The organism is Myxococcales bacterium (assembly GCA_016706225.1).
In the GTDB taxonomy this organism is placed as follows: domain Bacteria; phylum Myxococcota_A; class Polyangia; order Polyangiales; family Polyangiaceae; genus JADJKB01.
Map to the genome: position 1 here is coordinate 150,961 of JADJKB010000022.1, position 20,314 is coordinate 171,274.

Annotated in this window: 16 protein-coding genes; 10 read left to right on the top strand and 6 right to left on the bottom strand. The window is 67.7% G+C overall.

Going from position 1 to position 20,314, the window contains the following annotated elements; translation table 11 throughout:
- Nucleotides 1–64: 64 nt before the first annotated feature.
- Entirely contained in the window at nt 65–1,066 is a 1,002-nt protein-coding gene (locus IPI67_31775) for a hypothetical protein (GenBank protein ID MBK7584755.1), read from the top strand.
- Between the two features lie 85 nt (nt 1,067–1,151).
- On the top strand, nt 1,152–2,567 hold the full coding sequence (locus IPI67_31780; protein ID MBK7584756.1) for a hypothetical protein: 1,416 nt from the start codon (nt 1,152–1,154) through the stop codon (nt 2,565–2,567).
- Between the two features lie 21 nt (nt 2,568–2,588).
- Here IPI67_31780 and IPI67_31785 read toward each other — a convergent pair whose 3' ends face one another.
- Complete coding sequence (locus IPI67_31785; protein MBK7584757.1) at nt 2,589–4,397, bottom strand: Ig-like domain-containing protein; 1,809 nt, start codon at nt 4,395–4,397, stop codon at nt 2,589–2,591.
- 79 nt (nt 4,398–4,476) lie between these two features.
- Nucleotides 4,477–6,303, bottom strand: a complete 1,827-nt coding sequence (locus IPI67_31790; GenBank protein MBK7584758.1) for a phosphoenolpyruvate carboxykinase (GTP) — start codon at nt 6,301–6,303, stop codon at nt 4,477–4,479.
- A 232-nt stretch (nt 6,304–6,535) separates the two neighbouring features.
- Here IPI67_31790 and IPI67_31795 point away from each other — a divergent pair, with 232 nt between their 5' ends.
- The 4 genes from IPI67_31795 to IPI67_31810 all read left to right on the top strand — a co-directional run bounded on the left by IPI67_31795 (nt 6,536) and on the right by IPI67_31810 (nt 11,476).
- The gene (locus IPI67_31795; protein MBK7584759.1) at nt 6,536–7,093 is read left to right on the top strand and encodes a hypothetical protein; all 558 of its coding nucleotides are present in this window, start codon (nt 6,536–6,538) and stop codon (nt 7,091–7,093) included.
- Nucleotides 7,094–7,197: 104 nt separating this feature from the next.
- Nucleotides 7,198–8,430: a hypothetical protein gene (locus tag IPI67_31800; GenBank protein MBK7584760.1), complete on the top strand. Its 1,233-nt coding sequence runs from the start codon at nt 7,198–7,200 to the stop codon at nt 8,428–8,430.
- A gap of 70 nt (nt 8,431–8,500) precedes the next feature.
- Complete coding sequence (locus tag IPI67_31805) at nt 8,501–9,805, top strand: hypothetical protein (GenBank protein ID MBK7584761.1); 1,305 nt, start codon at nt 8,501–8,503, stop codon at nt 9,803–9,805.
- A 78-nt stretch (nt 9,806–9,883) separates the two neighbouring features.
- Entirely contained in the window at nt 9,884–11,476 is a 1,593-nt protein-coding gene (locus tag IPI67_31810) for a protein kinase (protein MBK7584762.1), read from the top strand.
- Nucleotides 11,477–11,523: 47 nt separating this feature from the next.
- Here the strand turns inward: IPI67_31810 and IPI67_31815 are convergent, their stop codons facing one another.
- A complete protein-coding gene (locus tag IPI67_31815; protein ID MBK7584763.1) occupies nt 11,524–12,918 on the bottom strand; it encodes a sigma 54-interacting transcriptional regulator in 1,395 nt (464 codons plus the stop codon).
- 96 nt (nt 12,919–13,014) lie between these two features.
- Here IPI67_31815 and IPI67_31820 point away from each other — a divergent pair, with 96 nt between their 5' ends.
- A complete protein-coding gene (locus tag IPI67_31820; protein ID MBK7584764.1) occupies nt 13,015–13,500 on the top strand; it encodes a hypothetical protein in 486 nt (161 codons plus the stop codon).
- Nucleotides 13,501–13,549: 49 nt separating this feature from the next.
- Here IPI67_31820 and IPI67_31825 read toward each other — a convergent pair whose 3' ends face one another.
- The 3 genes from IPI67_31825 to IPI67_31835 form a co-directional block, all read right to left on the bottom strand.
- A complete protein-coding gene (locus tag IPI67_31825) occupies nt 13,550–14,410 on the bottom strand; it encodes a hypothetical protein (GenBank protein MBK7584765.1) in 861 nt (286 codons plus the stop codon).
- Entirely contained in the window at nt 14,407–15,060 is a 654-nt protein-coding gene (locus tag IPI67_31830) for a hypothetical protein (protein ID MBK7584766.1), read from the bottom strand. The genes IPI67_31825 and IPI67_31830 overlap by 4 nt, the downstream gene beginning before the upstream one ends.
- Before the next feature lie 141 nt (nt 15,061–15,201).
- On the bottom strand, nt 15,202–15,714 hold the full coding sequence (locus IPI67_31835) for a TerB family tellurite resistance protein (protein ID MBK7584767.1): 513 nt from the start codon (nt 15,712–15,714) through the stop codon (nt 15,202–15,204).
- 161 nt (nt 15,715–15,875) lie between these two features.
- Here IPI67_31835 and IPI67_31840 point away from each other — a divergent pair, with 161 nt between their 5' ends.
- From IPI67_31840 to IPI67_31850, 3 genes are all read left to right on the top strand, one after another.
- The gene (locus IPI67_31840; GenBank protein MBK7584768.1) at nt 15,876–17,372 is read left to right on the top strand and encodes a hypothetical protein; all 1,497 of its coding nucleotides are present in this window, start codon (nt 15,876–15,878) and stop codon (nt 17,370–17,372) included.
- A 120-nt stretch (nt 17,373–17,492) separates the two neighbouring features.
- A complete protein-coding gene (locus IPI67_31845; GenBank protein ID MBK7584769.1) occupies nt 17,493–18,797 on the top strand; it encodes a hypothetical protein in 1,305 nt (434 codons plus the stop codon).
- Between the two features lie 83 nt (nt 18,798–18,880).
- Nucleotides 18,881–20,281, top strand: coding sequence for a chloride channel protein (locus tag IPI67_31850; protein ID MBK7584770.1), 1,401 nt, complete (start codon nt 18,881–18,883; stop codon nt 20,279–20,281).
- The last annotated feature ends 33 nt before the right edge of the window (nt 20,282–20,314 follow it).

Below are 20,314 nucleotides of genomic sequence, written 5' to 3' on the forward strand. Positions count from 1 at the left end.
GCGGATCAGCGAAGGATCGGCCGTCCGGGCACCTGGCCCAAAGCGTGCTAGTCGCCTGCTCGCCATGCGGATCCAACAGCCCCGAATCGTGCTCGCCCTCTGCTCCGTCGTGCTGGTCGCCTGCGGAGGCAGCAGCGACTCTGGCCTCAAAGCAACGGGAGGCGCCGGTGGAGGCGCCGCCGCCGGGGGTGGCGCCGGCGCGGGCGGAAGCGCCGGGGCGGGGCTGGGCGGGGCTGCGGGCACCGCGACCGGGGGCGCAGGCGGAGTGGCAGGCGTCGGTGCCGCAGGCGGGGGCGGAGCCGGGGCGGTCGGCGGAGGCAGCGGCTACACCCTCGAGAACGTGTGTCAGAAGACGCAGCCCCAGGGCTGCGGCTGGAGCTCCGACTGCTGCAAGCAGAGTGGCTTTGGGTACGACGAGAAGGCGTGTATTGCGACGGCGCTCGCCGGTTGCCAGAAGAACGTCGACGAGGTCAAGGCCGGCACCATGACGTTCGACCCGAGCAAGGTCGACGCCTGCCTGACCACGTATCAGACGCTCCTGTCCAAATGCACGCTGGGAGTCAGCGACTACTTGGCCGCGTTGGACGGCCTGAAGACGTGCGGGCTCGCGTTCCAGGGCAAGTTGTCCCAGGGGACTAGCTGCGATCGAGATGAGCAGTGCGCGCCGTCGGCCGATCCGAACGTGTTCGTTAGCTGCAGCGATACGACCGGCAAATGCGTCTCGGCGAAGCGCCTCCCGCTGAGCGCGAACTGCGCGATCGGCGACGGTGTCGCGGACTTCTGCGCGCCAGGTCTGTACTGCGATGCGACGTTCGCACCGGTTCCGCCCTATCCCGGCGTGTGCAAGACCGCGACCGCCGAAGGTCAGAAATGCAACGGCTTCAAGCCCTACAACCTCGAGTGCGGCGCCGGTTTCTACTGCAATAAACAATCCAGCGTCTGCACCAAAGCCAAGCTGGGCGGGGCAGCCTGCATCGAGACCGTCGAGTGCCAGAGCTACACCTGCAGCGCGGGCAAGTGTGGGGCCCTCGCGCCGGTAGTGGACCAGAAGAGCTGCACGGGCTGAGCCCAGCCGGCCGGGGTGCGCACAGCAGACGGCATGCGTGACTTCCATGTCGCCGCGACGCGAAAAACACTAAGCTGCTGCTCGCATGAGCGCGTCTGGTCCGAAGTCGGAGCCACCGCCAAGGGGCGGAGACGGAACACAAGGCGAGGTGCGCTCGGTTCGCGTCGAGCTCGGTTCCATTCCCGACCTGGGAGACGACTCCCCACCCGAGCTGCCCTTTGAGCCCGTGCTGCCCGACGTCTCGTATGGTCCCCAGCCGAAGCCGTTTCGCGCAGCGGACCTGCCGGTGCTCGGCCCGGAGCACGAAGTACACGACGAAGAGCCCCCCGTGCGCGAAGTGCACGACGAAGAGCTCCCGGTGCTCGGTCCCGAGTACGAGGTGCACGACGAAGAGCTCCCGGTGCTCGGTCCCGAGTACGAGGTGCACGACGAAGAGCTCCCGGTGCTCGGTCCCGAGTACGAGGTGCACGACGAAGAGCTCCCGGTGCTCGGTCCCGAGTACGAGGTGCACGACGAAGAGCTCCCGGCGCTCGGTCCCGAGCATGCAGTGACGGACGCTGCGGTGCCCGAGCTCGCTCCTGAGCATGCGGTGGCGGGCGATGCGGTGCCGGTCCTCGGCCTGGCGTTCGCGATCGAGGAGCAAGCACTCGACGAGCTCACGGTTGCCGCTAGCCGCCCCCCGCCCGGAGAACGGAGCGAGCCCGACCCCGACCCCGAGCTACACCAGCCAGAGTCCGAGCCAGAGTCGGACAGAGAGGCCGAGGTGGAGTCCGACGCGGAGCAGGCTGCGCACGCGGAAGCTTCGCGGAACTACCAGCAGATCTACGAGACCGAGCTCCGCCCGCTGGAACGCGACGCCCGACTGGCCCTCGCCCAAACTGCCGATGGCTCCGTCTTGTGTGCGCTGTGTCTGGATGCAGATCCGCAGGTGATCATCGCAGTGCTCGCGAATTCACTCTCGGGACTGGACCATGCGCGGCTGGTCGCGCGGCATCACAAGAACCCTGTCGGGCTCGAGGCCGTGGTGAAACGCACGGAGCTCGTCAAGGACACTCAGGTGCAGCGCCTGTTGGTCCGAAACCCGCAGCTCAACGACAGCCTGCTTCGCCGTGTGATCGGCACGAAGCCCCTGCGCGAGCTGTACAAGGTGTGCGTCGATCGCGACATCCCGGAGAAGAATCGCGTGGCTTCCCGCGGTTTGCTGCGCACGCGGTGGTCCAGCTCCTCGGCGGAAGAGCGCGCGAACTTCGTGATCGCAACCGAGGCCCGCTGCCTCACCTTCTTGATCGGGCAGACCTTCGACTCACGCATGACGTCGATCCTGTGCAGCCGCGCGTACAACTCCGTCTTGTTCATCCAGAACTTGGCGCGCTTCCCGGCCTGCCCGCCCGCGCTGCTGGTTCACCTCTTGAAACAACCGTTCGTGCGCAAACACGCCACGCTCAAGAAGATCCTGTTTCAGCACCCGAACGTGCCGTCGCAAGCCAAGCGCACACTCTGAGGCGACGCCGCCGCGAACGGCTCAGGGCGTGGAGAATCCGGTCGCCGACGTGTAGGGGGCCCCCAGTGGATTGCCGAACGTGTCTTTCGCCGCGGCGGTGACGCGGACCTTGAAGAGTGTACCGGACGCGAGCGCCCCGGACGGCGTGAAGGTCGCGGTCGTGTCGCCGTTCGAGAGCACCGGTGCTGCCGAGCTGAAGCCGATGCAGTTGCTGAAGTCGTCGCTCGAGACCTGCACGGTACCCGTGCAAGCGCCGGCCGTGGTCTGAGCTGTGAGCGTCGTGGCGTTCATGCTGGAGAGGAAGGTGATACCAATGGTCGTGGACACGGAGACGCCCGCCGCGCCATCCGCCGGATTCGTGCTGACGACCGCCGGCGGAGCACAGGCGTTCCCGCTGCAGGACCCGGTCTGACAGTCGCTCGGTTGCAGGCAACTCTTGCCGGGTGCGCACGAGCCGCAGGTTCCGCCGCCGCAGTCGGTGTCGGTCTCCGCGCCGTTGACGACGCCGTCCGCACAGGTGGCTGCCGCACAGCTGAAGTTCTGGCAAACGAGGCTGGGGCAGTCGCCACCGCTGGTGCAGTTCACACAGGCACCGGCGCCGTTGCACTTGACTCCGCCCTGATTGCACGGAGTGTTGATCGGTGCCGGCGGGTTCGATGCGACCCCACCGCTGCACAGGTCGAGAGTGCACGAATTGCCATCGACTGGGAGGTCCGTATCCAGATTGACGGCGACGATGGCACCGGAGCCGTTGCACTGGTTTTGCTTGCAATCTCCGGTCGTTTGTCCCGAAACCACGAAACCGCTGGCGGTGTTCGCGCCGCCGCAGGTGTTGTTGGTGCATGAGACGGTCTTGCACTCGGTATTGGCGCCGCAGTCGCTCGCCGCCAGGCACTGAACACAGGCGCCGGCGCCATCACATTTGATGCCGCTTCCCGAACAAGCCGTGCCGCTGGTCTTGGGCGGGTTGCTCGGGACGCCGTTGGTGCACACGTCGTTCGTGCACTCTTTTCCGTCCACCGGCAGATCATTGTCGTCGATCGTCGCGCTGGTATTGCCGGCGCCGTCACACACGGTCTTTTTGCAGTCGCCAGCGGTCTGCGCGGTGGTCACCGTGCCGGTCGTAGCGAAGTTGAAGCCGCATTGGCCGCTGGTGCATGTCCGCGTCTTGCAGTCGGTGTCTTGACCGGGGCAGTCCGTGGGCGCAGCGCACCCGACACACTTGCCCTGCGCATCACACTTCAGCGTGCCACCGGTGCCACAAGCCGTGCCCTGGGCCACGGGGTCGTGTGTCGGTGTCATGCCGCTGCACGCATCGATCGTGCAGTCGTTGCCGTCGTCGGACACGTCCGTCGGCTCCGCGATGTCGACCGTGGCGCCCGAACCGTCGCACTGCACCACGGTGCAATCGCCGGCGGTCTGGGCTGTCGTCGGTGTTCCGGACGCGACGTTATCCGCTCCGCAGACGCCACCGACGCAGGTCGGGATCACACACTCGCTGCCGTTGGGTGGGCACTCGCCCGCGCTCTGACAGCCGCCGTCGCCTGCGTCGGCGCCCGCAGCGCCGCCGCTTGCCGCGTCACTACCGTCGAGCCCAGAGTCGACTGCTGCGCCGGCGATGCCACCGCTGCCTGCAACACCGCCGCTACCGCCCGAGCCCGCGCTGCCGCTCGTGCCGCCGCCGCCCGAAGCCGCGCCCGCCGCGCCCGCGGCACCACCGTCGCTGATCTTGCTGCGATCCACCTGGCTGATCAGCTCGCAGGCGGCGAGCAGTGGCAGAAGCAGCGGCAAGAAGCCGAGGAGTCTCAGGGCGCGAGTCGTCGCGGTCATGCGTTGCACTCCGGTCGTGGTGGGGACAAACCCCAGCATCGACCAGCATGCAACGAACTCTGCCCGCGCGTCGAGGGGCTCAGGTCTCGGCGCCGAGCTCCCAGGTCTTCGGGCTGCGCCAGAGGCGCGAACGCAGGAGCTCCCGCTCGTACAACAGCTCCTTGGGCAGTCGATCGTAGAAGCGGTCGAAATGCTCTTCGTGCGAGGCCGCCTCGGCCCTGCCAGCCTCGCGGCTCACCGCCATCAGCTCGTAGAAGGTCTTCGGATCGTAGTCGAGGCCTTCCCACAGCAGGTCTTCGTGACGCGGCATCCATCCGAGCGGGCTCTCGACGGCGTAAGCGCGGCCGCGCACACGATCGACGACCCACTTGAGCACGCGCATGTTCTCGCCGAAGCCGGGCCACATGAACTTCCCGTCGTCGTCCTTCCGGAACCAGTTCACGCGGAAGATGCGCGGCGGGTTCGGAATGCGTCGGCCCATGTTGAGCCAGTGCCCCCAGTAGTCAGCCATGTTGTAGCCACAGAAAGGCAGCATCGCCATCGGGTCGCGGCGCACGGCCGCTTGTCCAACGGCCGCGGCCGTGGCCTCGGAGCCCAGCGTCGCAGCCAGGTACACACCGTGGCTCCAGTTGAACGCCTGGTACACGAGCGGCATGTCCTTGGAAGTACGTCCGCCGAAGATGAACGCGCTGACGGGGACACCGGCCGGGTCCTCCCACTTCGGATCGGCGGTGGGGCACTGGGAAACGGGCGCGGTAAAGCGAGAATTGGGGTGCGCCGCCGGGGTCTTCGACTCCGGTGTCCAGTCGCGGCCCAGCCAGTCGATGCAGTGTTTGGGCTTGTCCGACAGCCCCTCCCACCAGACGTCGCCGTCGTCGGTGAGCGCGACGTTGGTGAAGATGCAGTTCTTGCTCAGGCTGGCAATCGCGTTCGGATTGGTCTTTGCGCCGGTGCCGGGTGCCACGCCGAAGAAACCGGCCTCCGGGTTGATGGCGCGCAGCTCGCCGTCCTTGCCCGGTTTGATCCACGCGATGTCGTCGCCGACGGTCCAGATCTTCCAGCCCTCGAAGCCCTTGGGGGGGACCAGCATGGCGAAGTTGGTCTTGCCGCAGGCGCTGGGGAACGCTGCCCCCACGTAGGTGCGTTCACCGTCAGGGTTCTCCACGCCGACGATCAGCATGTGCTCGGCGAGCCAGCCTTCGTCCCGCGCCATGACGCTGGCAATGCGCAGGGCGAGGCACTTCTTGCCGAGCAGAGCGTTGCCGCCGTAGCCCGAGCCGAAGGACCAGATCTCGCGGGTCTCGGGGAAGTGCGCGATCGTGATGTTCTCGGGGTTGCACGGCCACGAGACGTCCTTTTCACCCTTGGCCAGGGGTTTGCCCACCGAGTGCATGCACGGGATGAACTCGCCCGTGTCGCCGAGCACATCCAGAGCGCCCTGTCCCATCCGGGTCATGATCCGCATATTGACCGCGACGTACGGGCTATCGGTGAGCTGAACACCGATGTGAGCGATGGGGGAGCCGAGCGGGCCCATGCTGAACGGGACGACGTACATCGTGCGGCCGCGCATGCAGCCGGCGAAGCTCTTCTTCAGCCGCGCTTTCATCTCGGCGGGCGCCATCCAGTTGTTGGTGGGGCCGGCGTCGGTCTTCGCCGTCGAGCAGATGAACGTGCGGTCTTCGACCCGCGCCACGTCCTTCGGATCACTGCGGGCCAAGAAGCTGTTCGGGCGTTTCTCCGCGTTCAGTTTGATGAAGGTCCCGCTGTCGACCATGAGCTGGCACAGACGGTCGTACTCTTCCTGGCTGCCGTCACACCAGTAGACCTGGTCGGCCTCGCACAAAGCCTTCATCTCGTCGACCCAGGCGAGCAGGCGAGAGTGGTTCGTTTTTGCGTTGCTCATGGTCTCTACCTTTCCGAAGAAACAGGGCCGCGACCCTAGCAGCTTTGAGCGTGACCGGGGGGCACCGCGGGCAGCTACGAGCGCAAAATTCTCGTGGGTTTCGCCGCGCAAATCGCGCGGTTCTCCCCGACGCCCGTGCGATTCGACGGCGGCGCCCGCCGACGTCAGATCAGGACACCGCACTCTCGGCCGGCAACAGCGACCCGCCGATTTGGTTAGAATGGCGACCGCCATGCAAAGGTCCACCTTCGCTCTCCTCGCGGCCCTGCTCCTCTTCGCCTGTGAGGACAAGAAGAAGCCGGTGTCCGCCGGAGCGCCGAGCGGTGAGACCACCGCATCCGCCGAGCCGACCGCGACGACTGCCCCCGTGGAAGCTTACCCGCCCGGCATGGCTCCGCCCGAAGACGCGGGCAACGACGCGGAGCCCGCGGAACCGAAGACCGGCGTGTGTGCGTTCAACGAGTCGGGCTACGACGGCCAGGACACGAAGAGTAACGAGAAGCTGATCGTGAAGATCAAGAACGATCGGATCGTCGCGGTCGAGTACACGTATCGAGGATCGTACGCCCTCGATGGCAAGACCGACCAGCTCGACATCCCGCTGGTCGAGAACAAGTGGCTCGAGTTCGAGGTCCCGATGACCAGCGGGCACAAGATCTTCAAGCTGAAGCTCAAGGGCAACAACATCGACCTGAAGGGCACGGCCACCCAGGACGCCGACGGCGACTGCCAGTGGGAGAAGCTCGAGCCAGAGAAGGACTCCAAGAAGGACTCCAAGAAGAAGCGCTGATCCCGCACACGCGCAATTGAGCGCGCCCGTTCTCACGCCCGGCCTGTGGACGCCGAAAATTCGGTGGGTTTTGGCCTGGCAAGGGAATTGCGAGGGCAAGGGGCATGACCGCATCCCGCAGCCTCGGCTCAGCGACCGCCCACCTCTTACTTGCTGGGTTGCTCGGCCTGGGCTGTGCAACGGAGACGGGGGAAGCGGGCGACCCGGGCGCGGTGGACCCGATCAGTGGAGCTGGGGGCGCACCGAACGACGATCCCTGGGGCCTTGGTCCGGCGGGCGCGGGGGGCGGCGAGCTGGGCGGCGCGGCGGGCGAGGCCGGTGCCGCGGGCGCTGGAGTGGGGGGTGAAGCCGGCGCCGCAGGCGCGGGAGCGGGAGCGGGTCAAGGCGGCAGCGGCCCATCGACGGGCGGCGCGCCAAACGGGAGCGGCGGCACGGCGCCGAACGGGAGCGGCGGCGCGGCGTCGAACGGGAGCGGCGGCACGGCGGCCTGCCCTGCCGGTGCGGCGCCCACCGGCATCAACCTGCGCTTCGACCTGGCAACCTTGAACTGCGGCGCGAGCGGCGTGTGTGATCCGAACAGCGACAAGTGTTTCTGCGCACCGGAGTTCGACGCGCTGAACTCACTGTCGCACCACATCCTGTCGCTGGGAACGGACGCACACAAAGCGAAGGTCTGGGCGGCCGGCAATCAGCAGAGTGTGTACGTGAACGAGCTCAACACGAACATCGCGGCGGGCGGAGCAGCACGTGCCAACGCCGCGCTGACGAAGGCCCAGGCAGATTTTCCTTGCGGCGTTCCCACCTGGTTCGTGGTGAACGAGATCTCCGCCGGGCTCTGGCCCAGCAGCGCGAGCTACCGTCAGTTCGTGGTGGACTTTGCCCAGACGCTGTCGGCAAAGGGCAAGAAGGTGATCATCGCCGCGCCGTTTGCGAAACCGGGCGCCAATGCGACGTCGTGGACCGCGCTCCAGAAGTTCGCGTTCATCGGCGTCGAGAACTACTTGTCTGGGGCGAAGGTGAACGCCAACGGAAACTCCGTGGGCTGGTGCCAAGCTCAGTATCAAGCCAGCGTCGACGCCTACGGCAAGCTCGGTGTGCCCAAGTCGCGCTTGTTCCTGTTCGAGCACTTCGGCAACACCGCATCCGACGTGGACTGGGGTCGCGGCGGCGCCAGCGCCAGTGGCTGGACCAACGCCATCAAGGCACGAGGCCAGGCCATCGCAAACGTGGCTTTCCCCGGCTTCATCAGCTACGGCTGGGCTGCGAATCAGATGGGCGCGAGCAACGCCGAGCGGCTGAGTTTCATCAAGACGTACACGGCGGCGGCGCTGCCGTGATCCGCGGGCGTTCGGCCGCGGATCGCCTGAGAACGTGTCATCGCGAATCGACCAAGCTACGCTGACTCGCGTGAGGGTCTTGACGCTGACCGTCGTCGGTTTGCTCGCGGCGGCGGCACACGGCTGCAGCCTGCTCGTGCCCAGCGACGACGACCTGCGCGGCGACCGCTCGACCGGTGGCAAGGACGGCGGAGGAGGGACGAGCGGGGTCGCCGGTGGCGGGGGTTTTCCCACGGGAGGCAGCGGGGGCAGCGCCGGTGTGGGAGGAGCGGGCAACCCCTGTGAGAGCGCTGCGGGCTTTGCAACGACAGAGATAGCGAGCCCCGGTGCAGCGAATGCTGCGCACGTCGACTACCGTTCGACCAGCAGTGACCTCGCGCTCACCTGGCTGGAAGCAGGCGATGTCTTCACTCGCGGAGCTCCGCTCTTGCCCGGCGCGCCCGATGCACCGCTCAAACTCTCGTCGTCCGCCAAGGCTACCAAGTTCGACGCTGCATGGAGCGCCGGTGCGGCGCGCGTGGGCGCCGTCTGGTTCGACACCACACTCAGCTTCGCTTCCCATCCTCCGACCAAGGCCGCCGCCGTGTACGGCGCCGACCCTCTCCTACCCGGCGGCAAGGGCCCGATCTCGGCTGCCATCGCCGGCGCGCCGAATAGCTCCGAGTTCGCCATCGTGTGGCGCGGTTACGGTGACAGCGCTGGGCGGCTGTACGCGTTGCTCGTCGACGGCGGCGGCACGAGTCTGACAGGCGGGGACGGCTACACACGCATCACTGACGACTCAGCCAACGATCCGGAGTGTGGAGACCGCAACAATCCGGCGCTGAGCTCGGCCAACGGCGGCTACGCCCTCGCCTGGTCGTGGGCGCCGCACGGCTGCGACGGCTCCGCGGGGGGTCAGCCCGACATCTACTTCACCACGCTGAAATCGACGCTGGAGGCCCCGGTCTCGAAGTTGAGTGTGGCTGCGGGCGCCGGAATCTCGGACTACCCCGCGATTGCCGCTGGCGACAGCGACTTCGGCGTGGCGTGGCTGGACGACCGCGATGGCAAGAGCGCGGTCTGGTTCGCTCGCGTCGCCGGCTCGAGCGTCGTCGCCGCGTCGCTACAGCGCGTATCAACCGGCGCACCGACGCCCGCGCGCGCGCCGGCGATCGCGGTGCGCCCCGGTCACTACGCGGTCGCCTGGCAAGAGGGGCAGAGCATCCACTTCGCGGAGATCGCCGGCGACGGCTCGGCCAGCGACGCCGTCCTGGCAACCGACGCACTTGCCGGCGACACACCGAGCCTGACTTGGGCCGGGGATCGCTGGGTCGTCGCCTGGAGCAAGGCCGGGAGTCCGTCCCAGTTGCAGCTGTCGATCTGCACGCCGTGAACAGCGCCGAACCGCGGCGGTGCGAGGTTCCGTCTGCTGACCGCTGGGCCATCCCAGCGCGCGTGGTACGCTGCGCGGGTGAGTGAGATCCGCCGAGAGCGTCGGGTGCTCGGGCGCTATCTCCTGGCCGATGCCATCGCTGCCGGTGGCATGGCGACCATCCATCTTGGGCGCCTGCTCGGACCGGTCGGATTCGCTCGCACCGTCGCCATCAAGCGGCTGCACCCGCAGTTCGCCAAAGATCCCGAGTTCGTCGCTGCGTTCCTCGACGAAGCGCGCCTGGCCGCGCGCATTCAACACCCGAACGTGGCGCAGACCCTGGACGTCGTGGCGACCGAGGGCGAGCTCTTTCTGGTGATGGAGTACGTGGTCGGCGAGTCGCTGGCTCGGTTGATGAAACGACTGCGGCGCCGGAACCTCGCGCTCCCACCCCCGATTGCCAGCGCGGTGGTCACGCACACACTTTATGGCTTGCACGCTGCGCACGATGCGAAGAGTGACGACGGCGAGCCGCTTGCCATCGTTCACCGCGACGTCTCCCCTCACAACATCTTGGTAGGTGTCGACGGCATCACTCGCGTCGTCGACTTCGGCATCGCGAAGGCTGCAAAACGCACCAAAGAGACCGAGGTCGGGCGTATCAAGGGCAAGATCGCGTACATGGCGCCGGAGCAGGTAAAGAGTGAGCCGCTCGACCGACGTTCGGATGTGTTTGCCGCGGGCATCGTGCTCTGGGAAGCGCTCACGGGTCGTCGGCTGTTCGAGGACACCGATCCGTTCTTGGTGATGTCGCAGGTGCTAGAAGCGCCGCTCGTGCCACCCAGTCGACACATACCGGCGCTGTCGCCGGAGGTCGACGCGGTCGTGATGCGCGCGTTGTCTCGGCCCCGCGAGTTGCGCTTTCAGACGGCGCGAGAGATGGCCATCGCGCTCGAGCGAGCGCTGATGCCGGCGCTCTCGCGCGAGGTCGGTGAGTGGGTGGAAAACACGGTCGGTGACGAGATCCGAGAGCGGGGGCGAGCGCTCTCCAGCCTCGAGCGAGAGGAGAGTGAGAGTGGGGTGACGGCGAGTCTTCTGCCCACCTCGGCCGCGGGGGACGACGCGACCGCCGACTACCAACACTCGGTGGTCGCGGAGCTTCGAGTCGAGCCAACCACCGAGGTCACGACCCGGATGCCGATGGCTCAGTCAGAGCCGGCTGCCGCACGCGCCGTGGAGGCAGCGGTACCGATTCACGCAGGCCTGAGCGAACAGCCGGGCGCGGGCGGTGCGCGGCGCACGGTGCTGACGGGCGCGGGAGTGGGCGCGCTCGTGTTCATCGCAATCGTGCTCGGTGTGACCTCGCTGCGTGGCTCACGTACGCAGGGCACCGCGAGCGGCGCTCCGGAGACTTCCGCCCCTGCAACGACCGGCACGCCGCTCGCGAGTGCGAGTGCTGGAATCGGGCGCGCGCCCGCTGTCAGTGACGCCTCCGCGCCAGGGGCGGAGAGCAGCCAGGAGCCCGCCACGCCAGCCTTGGAGAGTGCCGACCTACCGACGCCCAGGCCAGTGTTCAATTCGAAGCCCGTCCCGCGCGTGCCGAAGAGCCCGAAGCCAAACTGCACGCCACCCTATTGGGTCGATGGCGACGGCATCAAACACTACAAGAAGGAGTGCAATCTCGGAAAATGAGCGCGCGGCATGACTGCCGCAATGCACGCTGAGAGCGTGTGCGAGGGTCAGCGCGGCTTTTTGTGGGTGAGCCCGTACTCGCCCAGCTTCGTCACCAGCGCCCGGCGTGAGATGCCGAGCAGCTCGGCGGCGCGGGTCTGATTTCCTCCAGCGGCCTCGAGCGCGCGCTCGATCTGCGCTCTTTCGAAGTCGGACATCGCGCGACGCAGATCGAGATCGCCGGAGGGCTCGAGCGGAGACGGTTGAGTGATCGACGTGGGGTCTGCGCTCATCGGCGCGGCGTCCAACGGCGCCGTGCCGCTGTCGAGCGCAAGGTGCTCCACGTCGATCGGAGCGTTCTCCGACAACAGGACCGCGCGCTCCATCACGTTGCGCAACTCGCGCACGTTGCCCGGCCAGCTGTGGCCCTCCAGCGCGGCGAGCGTCCGCGGAGTGAGCTCCTTCGCTGGGCGCCCGAGGTGAGCGCAGGATTCGGCGGCAAATCGCCGGGCCAGCGGCAAGATTTCTTCGCGCCGCTCGCGCAGCGCCGGGATGTAAACGGGCATGCCGCTCAGGCGGAACAGCAGATCTTTGCGGAACCCGCCCTTGGCCACCTGCTCGCCGAGGTCACGATTGGTCGCAGCCACGAAGCGCACGTCGATCTTGCGGGGTGTCACCGAGCCCAGCCGAGTCACCTCTCGACTCTCGAGCACGCGCAGCAGCTTGGCCTGCGTGGGCAGCGGGAGCTCGCCGATCTCGTCCAGAAAGACGGTGCCCTTGTCGGCGCCCTCGAGCAGCCCGGGTTTCTGTTTGTCGGCGCCGGTGAACGCGCCACGCTCGTAGCCGAACAGCTCGCTCTCGAGCAGGTTCTCCGGCAGAGCCGCGCAGTTCAGCCGCACGAAGGCCCGCTCGGCCCGCCGCGACGCACGATGCACGGTCTCGGCGGCCAGCTCCTTGCCGACCCCGGTCTCACCCAGCAAGAGCACGGTAATGTCACCGGGCGCGACCAGGCTGAGCACCTTGGCGATGCGTCCCATGGCTCCGGTCGCGGGCCAGGGCAGCGCCACGGTCGGCGTCTGGGCTGGCACCAGCTCATCGCGTGACTGCTCCGTCGATTGCAGGAAGAGCGTGCACGCTCCGATGATCAACAGGTCGCCGGGCTGCCAGTCGATTGTCGAATTCTCGGCCAGGCGTCTGCGCCCGACGATCGTGCCGTTGGCGCTGCCGAGATCTTCGATGCGGAGGGTCTCTCCGACGTGCACTCGTGCGTGCCGGCGCGAGACACTCTGGTGATCGACTCGGATCTCACACTCCGGGGCGCGTCCGATGGTGTACACCCCACCGGCAGCCAGCTTCTTGGTGACGACGTGCGCGTCCCACAGGGCAACGACGCGCACGCCTCCCTCGGCCGCGCTCACCCAGACATCCGTCTTGGAGACCCCATCGTCGGCGTGAAATCCCATGCGCTTCCTGCTGCGTCGTGCGTCCGTTCCCGAGGGCGCTCCCTCGGGTCCCCGGACTCGGCTATCGTGCCGCGTCCGTTCCGAGGAGTCGATACAATGAAGAGAGCCATCGCGTTGGGGGTTTTGTTGGTGCTGGCGGGTTGCGACAAGAAGGATGCAGCGCCGACTGCGGCGACTGCGACGGCCAAGCCGGAGGCACCAGCGGCTGCGAGTGCACCTGCAGCCGCAGCACCGAGCGCAGCCCCATCGGCGGCGCCGGAGAAGGCCGAGGCCGAAGCGCCGGACGACCAAGAGGGTCTGGAGAAGGGGGAGGTGATCGTCGGTTACCTGCAGGACCTGAAGGACGAAGGCCAGTGCGCGGTGCTGCCGGCGCCCGAGGCCGAAAAGGGCAAGTACGACGAGAAGAAGCTGGAGGAGGTCGCCAAGATGATGAAGGCGAAGGTCGTGAAGTCCTGCCCCACCGAGGGAGTGCAGGGCACGTGCCGTTCGATGGGGATGCTCATCAACTACACGGCGCCGAAGTACACGCCGGACAGCGCGCAAAAGGAGTGCAAGAAGAACCGCGGCAAGTGGTTCGACTGATGCTCGGCTGACCAGCGCGCGAGACAACGCTCCGGTGCGCGGGCGGCGCTCAGAATCGAGCGCCACCCCACACCGCGCCGCCGTGTGGGCTCGGTGCAACACCGAGCCACGGCCGCACGCTTCCGCGCTCGGCTCTCTTCTCCGGGGTGGAAAGGAAGAGCCAGGTCGCGAGTCCACCGCTCACCACGGCCACACCCAGGCTGACGTCGGCGAGCAGGTACTGCCGGTGGAGGGTGTCGATCTCGTCGTCGCTGCAGCTGCCCTTGCAGCTCTGGGTGCTGCGACCGGCGAGGCCAAAACCCACGAACCCAGCCGTGCCAGCCAGGGCGACTCCGCTGAACACCCAAGCCAGAGTCGGGATCGCGCTCGGGTCAGCAGCGTCCGCGCGCTCACTCTGGGCCGGTCGTACTTCGAGTCTTTCAACCACGGGCAAAGCCAGCTCACCCGCGCGCACCTCGATTCGTTTGCTCACCGTTCGGTCGCGGAGTGAAAACACCAGCCGGTGCTCACCGGGATCCACCTCGATGGGCTCCGGTCCTACCGCGATCTGCGCACCGTCCAGCTCCAGGGTGAAACCACGCAGCTCGTTACCGTTTGCGTCTTCGAGGCGCGGCCGAAGGCTCGGGATGGTGGTGCCGAGACTCGCGAGGGCGTCCGTGCAGTCCTTTCGCACCATCGCGGGACAGGTCTCGGCGGCGCACAGGCGAAACTCGCGACGCGAATCGAGCAGCCGGCCACGCTTGCGTGTGCGCTGCGCTCGCTCGAACTCCTCGATGCACTGGGCCTGGCGGTCGGCGTGCGCGGGGGCCGCGTAGGTCAGGCCCGAAGCGCAGACGACGCAGGCGAGGACCCAGGGAGGATTCGGCGTCATGGTCGAGCGTGCGTCTCGGGTCGCACCGGGGCCGGTCACGATCTCGCAATGTGCTTCAGACAGTGTACGCAGCGCGTTGCTTCCGGATGAGTGAGCCCGCCGCAGTGCGGGCAGGGCGTACGCACGGGTTCGGGTTTGGCTTCCTCGATGACGGGCGCAGCCTCGGCAGCGGGCTCCGGGGCATCGACCGCGGCTTCGGGAGTGCCCACGCCGATCTCGGCGCCCGGCCCCGGCATCGCTGCTGCCGGTACCGGGTCGGCTTCGGTCACGCCGCCCCCACTCTGAGCGACGCCCCAGTCGAGCGGCCCCGGGATCGCGGCCGCAGTCACGGGCATCGCGGCATCAGATGCTGGCGCGGCGCTCTTCACCAGCGACGCGGCCCGACGTGCAGCGACCGCCGCAGCCTGAGCCTCTTCCAGGCGTTCATCGATGCGGACGATCACGGGCACGACGTGCGCCATGGATCCGTGAAAGGTCCCCGTCGACCAGACCACGATGGCAATGAGCAGCACACACAGCGAGATCAGTGAAAACCCAAGGCGGTCACTCGAGCTCCGCTGCGAGAACGCAGCGAGCAGACCAATGAGCGAACCGACCACGCCCAGGATCCCGATCCCTCGTGTGAGCAGGCTCAGGCCCTTGAGGTATCGCGCCATGCGCAAGCTGTCCTGGCTCGGATCGGATGCCATGTTGACTAAGCGTCTACCTGGCCTGGCTCGCGGGTGGAACGGGGGCTCGTCGAGCTGGGCTCTGGCCGGCATTTATCGCCGACACGCCAGCAAGCCGCGCGAGCGAAGCGCGCGCGCTGGCGCAAAATGGGACACGTTGCCTCAGGCCTTCAGCACCGAGAGTTTCTCACGGTGCTGTGCCTGGGCGCGGTTGTAGTCGTCCTGCGTGAGGCCAAGGCTGGTCGTGATCTGACGCAGCAGCGTGGTCTCGGCGTGCGAGACGCGCCCATCGGCGGCCGCGACGTCGACCAGCACACCGAGCACTTCGAGGCGCAGCTCCTCGTCACACAGCTCGACCATCGTCCGCGTCGAACGTGGCAGCTCGACCGTCGTGAGCTCGACCAGACCGCGCCGCAGCGCGTCGGCGATGGCATCGACCCCGGCCGCCGTCATCCCATGAACGCGCGCCAGCTCGTCGCGCACGAGGCGCTCCTCACTCTCCGAGTAGTCCCGATCGGCATACGCAACGGCCGCGAGCAGCCCCGCAATCGCGGTCACGACTCGCACGCTCTCGGCGTCGGCGTTCGGCAGATGTTCACGGATCACCCGGGCGAGATCGGTCCCCTCGTCTTCTTCGTCCTTTGCCAGCGCGCGTGTCAGCCACTTTCCAAACACCGCGCGACTCTACCCAAGACCGCGGTCGTGATCACCGATTCCTGCGCGATCGCGCCGGAGTCTGCCCAGGCGTGCGGCGCGTGCGCCCAGTGGATCGCGGCGGTTTTCCAGGGCGGGCGACTTGGCCCGACGGTTGCTCTACCGGCGCGCGGAGGAATCTCATGGCTTCAAACTCGAAACGCGCGCTCGTCCTGGTGGCAGGTGCCGCCGGAGCACTCTTGGCATGTGCCGACCCCACGAACGGAATCGGCGACAGCGCGGGCGGCGCGACGCAAACGGGCGGCGCGCCGCAAACGGGTGGCGCCGCGAACACCGGCGGCGCCGCGAACGCCGGCGGCTCGGGGGCAAGCGCCGGCTCCGGCGCAACCGCCGGCAGCGCGAGCGGTGGAACCGGCGCGGCATGCGCCGCGGGCCTTGCTGACTGTGATGGCAACCCCGACAACGGCTGCGAGTCCGATACGACGAAGGACTCCTTCAACTGTGGGGCGTGCGGTCAGATCTGCAAGCTCTCGCACTCGTCATCCGTGTGTGAAGCCGGGGCGTGCGGCGTCCAGTGTCTGGACTCCTGGGGTGACTGCGACGGCAACGCCGCCAACGGCTGTGAAGCCGCCCTGACGAGCGTGGACAGCTGTGGGGCGTGCGGCGTGAAGTGCAACGGCAATGGCCCGAACACCAAGGGGCTGTGCAGCGCGGGCGCCTGTGACAGTCAGTGTGCCAGCGGCTTCGACGATTGCTCTGCCGCACCGGGGTGCGAGACCGCCATCCTGAATGACGCGAAGAACTGCGGCGCGTGTGGGCACGACTGCGGGGGCCAGGCGTGTGTCAGTGGAGAGTGTGCAGCCAGCGTGATCTACAGCGATTCGAGCGCAGCCCCGACAGGACTTGCCCTCAGCGCGACCGCGGTGTTCTGGACCGACTCCTGGCTCGACCAGGTGATGACGGCGACGAAGACGGGCAGCGGGGTGAAGGTGATCGCGACCAGCACCGCTACACCGTGGGGCATCGCCGTCGACTCGACCAACGTCTACTGGGGCAGTGACTATGACGAGGCCATCTGGAAGGTGGCGCAGACCGGCGGCGCCAAGACCAAGCTCGCGACCGTGCCGGGGTCGGGCAGCACCGCCGGGCTCGCAGTGAGCGGCGCGACGCTCTACTGGCTCGGTGACGACGCGCTGCGTGCGACACCAACCTCGGGCGGCATCACGCAGGTGCTCGGCACCGCAACGACGCCCTCCAGCCTCAGCCTGGTCATCGAACAAGGCAACGCCTACTTCGCCAGCTCTTACGACGGGAACGTGCTGCGGGTACCACTCAGCGGCGGTCAGGCGGCGGTGGTCACCGCGGCTTCGTATCCCAATGACGTCGACGTCGACCAGACCTCGCTCTACTACGGTGACGACTCGGGGCTGTGGAAGGTTGCCAAGACCGGCGGCGCCAAAACGCTCCTTGTCAGCGTCACCTACGGCGTGCGGAACGTGGCCACGGACGGCGTGCACGTCTATTACTCCGATGGCACCGAGCTTCGCAGAGTGGCCGCGGCGGGCGGGAAATCGTTGCTGCTGCACACCGCCAACAGCATCGCGCAGATCCGCCTGGACGGCGGCTTCGTCTACTGGACGGACTCCGGCGACGGAACCGTGCTCCGGCTGCCAAAGTGATCCCGCGAGCGCTCCGCGCTACTCGGCTCGAGCATGGCTTCGGGCCGCCACCGCCGCGTAATCGGGGCGGCGTTGGACAGCGAAGGCTCGCGCCGATATCTTTGGAAGCGAGGTATCACGATGCGCGCGCTCCAGACATTGTGTGTGTTGGTCATGGGCGGGGTTCTGCTTCCTGCCTGCGGCGGGGAAGACACCGGTGACCTGTTCGGCAGCGGAGGCGCAGCCGGAAGCAGCAGCGGAGGCAGCGGCGCGTCGACCACCGGCGGAACGACGGCGGGCGGCAGCGGCGGAACGGCCGCAGGAGGCGCGGGCGGTATCGGCGCGGGCGGCGCGGGCGGCACTGCCGCAGGTGGCGCGGGCGGCACTGCCGCAGGTGGCGCGGGTGGTACTGGCGCAGGTGGCGCGGGTGGTACTGGCGCAGGCGGCGCGGGTGGCACCACCGGTGGCAGCGGTGGTGCAACGGGCGGCACGGGCGGTGGCATCGGCCCGGAGACGTGCACCAACGGCGTCGACGACAACGGTGATGGTCTCACCGACTGCGCTGATCCCCAGTGCCAAGCGGGTTACACCTGCGCGGCCCCGGCGCCCTCGGGCTGGAGCGGTATCGGTTACGTGGACACAAACGTCGGCAAGACGTGCCCGGACGGCTTCCAGCCGCCCACCCCGCTGTATCAGAAGTCGGGGCTCGTAGCGCCCGATGCAGCGTGCAGCTGCGGATGCGGCACGGCGAGCAACGTGTTCTGTCAGGCAAACCTTACCTGCAACGCAGGCGACGCCTGCGGAGCTGGCACGACCTCCACTCCTGTCTTCAGTTCGTGCCAGACGCTGGCGGTGCCGGCGCCGGGCAACAGCAACTCGTGCAAGGTGAACGTCACGACGACCAGCGGCCAGTGTGCACCGAGTGTGAAGGCCGCGCTGCCCGCCACGACGTGGGCACCCGACACGCGGGGTTGTTTCCAGAACGTCGCGGGCTCGTGCAAGGACGCGAGTCAAGTGTGTGTACAGAAGCTCGCCGGAGCCAAGGGACCGTGCATCGCACAGACCGGCGACCACGCCTGCCCCGCTGGTACGCCGTACACGTACAAGACGGTGTACTTCGACGGAAAGCTGGCGGACACCCGCGATTGTTCGGCCAGTGGTTGTTCGTGCGGCGGCTCGACCGGCGGAAGCTGCGGCTGCAGCGGCGGCAACTGCGGCGTGCAGATCAACTGGTCCAACAACTGCAACCAGTCTTTCCTCGCGACCGTGCCGGCGAACGGGCAGTGCGCCACGTTCAAGGACACGGGCAACCAAGACAACTATTGGGGTGTCTTCCGCACCGGTTTGGCCGTCACGAGCCCGGGCGCATGCCCGGCCACGGGCAGCGGGACACCCACCGGCGAAGCGGCGCCGAGCGGCCCGGTCACAGTCTGCTGCACACCGTAGTCGGCAGCAGCGGTTCTCGTCGCGCCCTCTCCAATTCTGCCCCACGCGTGACAATCCCACGCACTGGAGAGTAGACCGGATGAGTGGCACGCAAGCGTTTCGACGAGCTCGATGCCGAGCAGCGCGCTCTGCACGAATCGTGGGACGACGTCGCGCGCGTGGTCCTGCTGGTCACGCTGATCTCCGGTGTGATCTGGGCGCTGTGCACCGCGCTGAAGAAGGCTGTACACGCAGTCGGAGATGGCCTGCTGGCGTGGGTTGCATCAGCCAGCGCCTTCAACGGCTCAGCCGCGCTCGTGCTTGCCCTCGTGGTCGGAGGGCTGCTTCGGGGTGTGCTGAACCGATTCGAGAGCTTTCGCAACGTGACCGGCGACGGCATCGACGCAGCGCTCCGCAACTATCACTCCACGTATGCAGATCCGGCGGACGACCCGCAACCCCGCTACTCACTGCCGGCCTTCGGCCTCGCCGCGCGAAAGATCTTGGCGACCTGCCTGACGCTGGGTAGCGGCGCTTCCGGCGGGCTCGAGGGCCCGGTGGTGTTGATCGGCGAGTCCACCGCTGCCGGCATGGCCCGGATGATGGCGGCTCGCTCCGAGCACGAGCTGCGCACGTACCAGATCGCGGGCATCGCCGCCGCGGTCGCGACGCTGCTCAACGCGCCCTTCGCGTCCGCGCTGTTTGCCATCGAGATCGCCTACGGCGATCGGGTGATCTATCGAAAGATCGCCTACGCGCTCCTCGCCGGCATCGTGGCCTACGCGTTGAACAATCGAGTGCTGGGGTACACCCCCGTCTTCGTCGCGCCCGAGCACTCTCACACCTACTCGCTCACCGAATACGGCGTCACGGCGCTGGTCGCGGTCGCGGTATCTGCGCCTGTCGCGCTCGCGTTCGGACTGACGATGAAACAGGTTCGCCGGCTCGTTCGCCAGGCGCACCCCGTGCTGCGCGGCGCAGTCGGCGCCCTGCTCACCGCCGTCGTCGTGCTGGCGCTTCGCTTCGGCGCGGGCATGGACGCCCGGCACGTGCTCGGCATGGGGGACTGGACGCTGAGGGCACTTTTGTCGGCCTCCCCACCGAGCGAGCTCGGGACGTGGTGGTTCCTGGTCCTGGCCGTCGTCGGCCGCATGCTCACCACCGGGCTCACCGTGCAAAGCGGCGGTTCGGCGGGGCTGCTGATCCCGTCCATGTTTCTGGGCGGAGTGGCCGGCGCCGCGACCTGCCGAGCGCTGCAACTCGTGCCGCCGCTCGCTGATCTCGACGTCTCACTCTTCGTCGTGGTGGGTGTGGCCTCCGCGCTCGTGGCCATGGTCGGTGTGCCTCTCGCAGCCATCGCATTGGTGCTCGAGGTGTTCGGCGCTCCGTACGGCCCACCTGCCATCCTGGCGTGTGGCGTGACGTACGTGCTGACGCTGCGGCTCTCCGTGTACGAGACTCAGCGCATGAGCCCCACGCCGGTGGGTGATGAGACGGGCGGCTAGAATCGACCGGGGGCAGTCTTGCGATGATCAGAT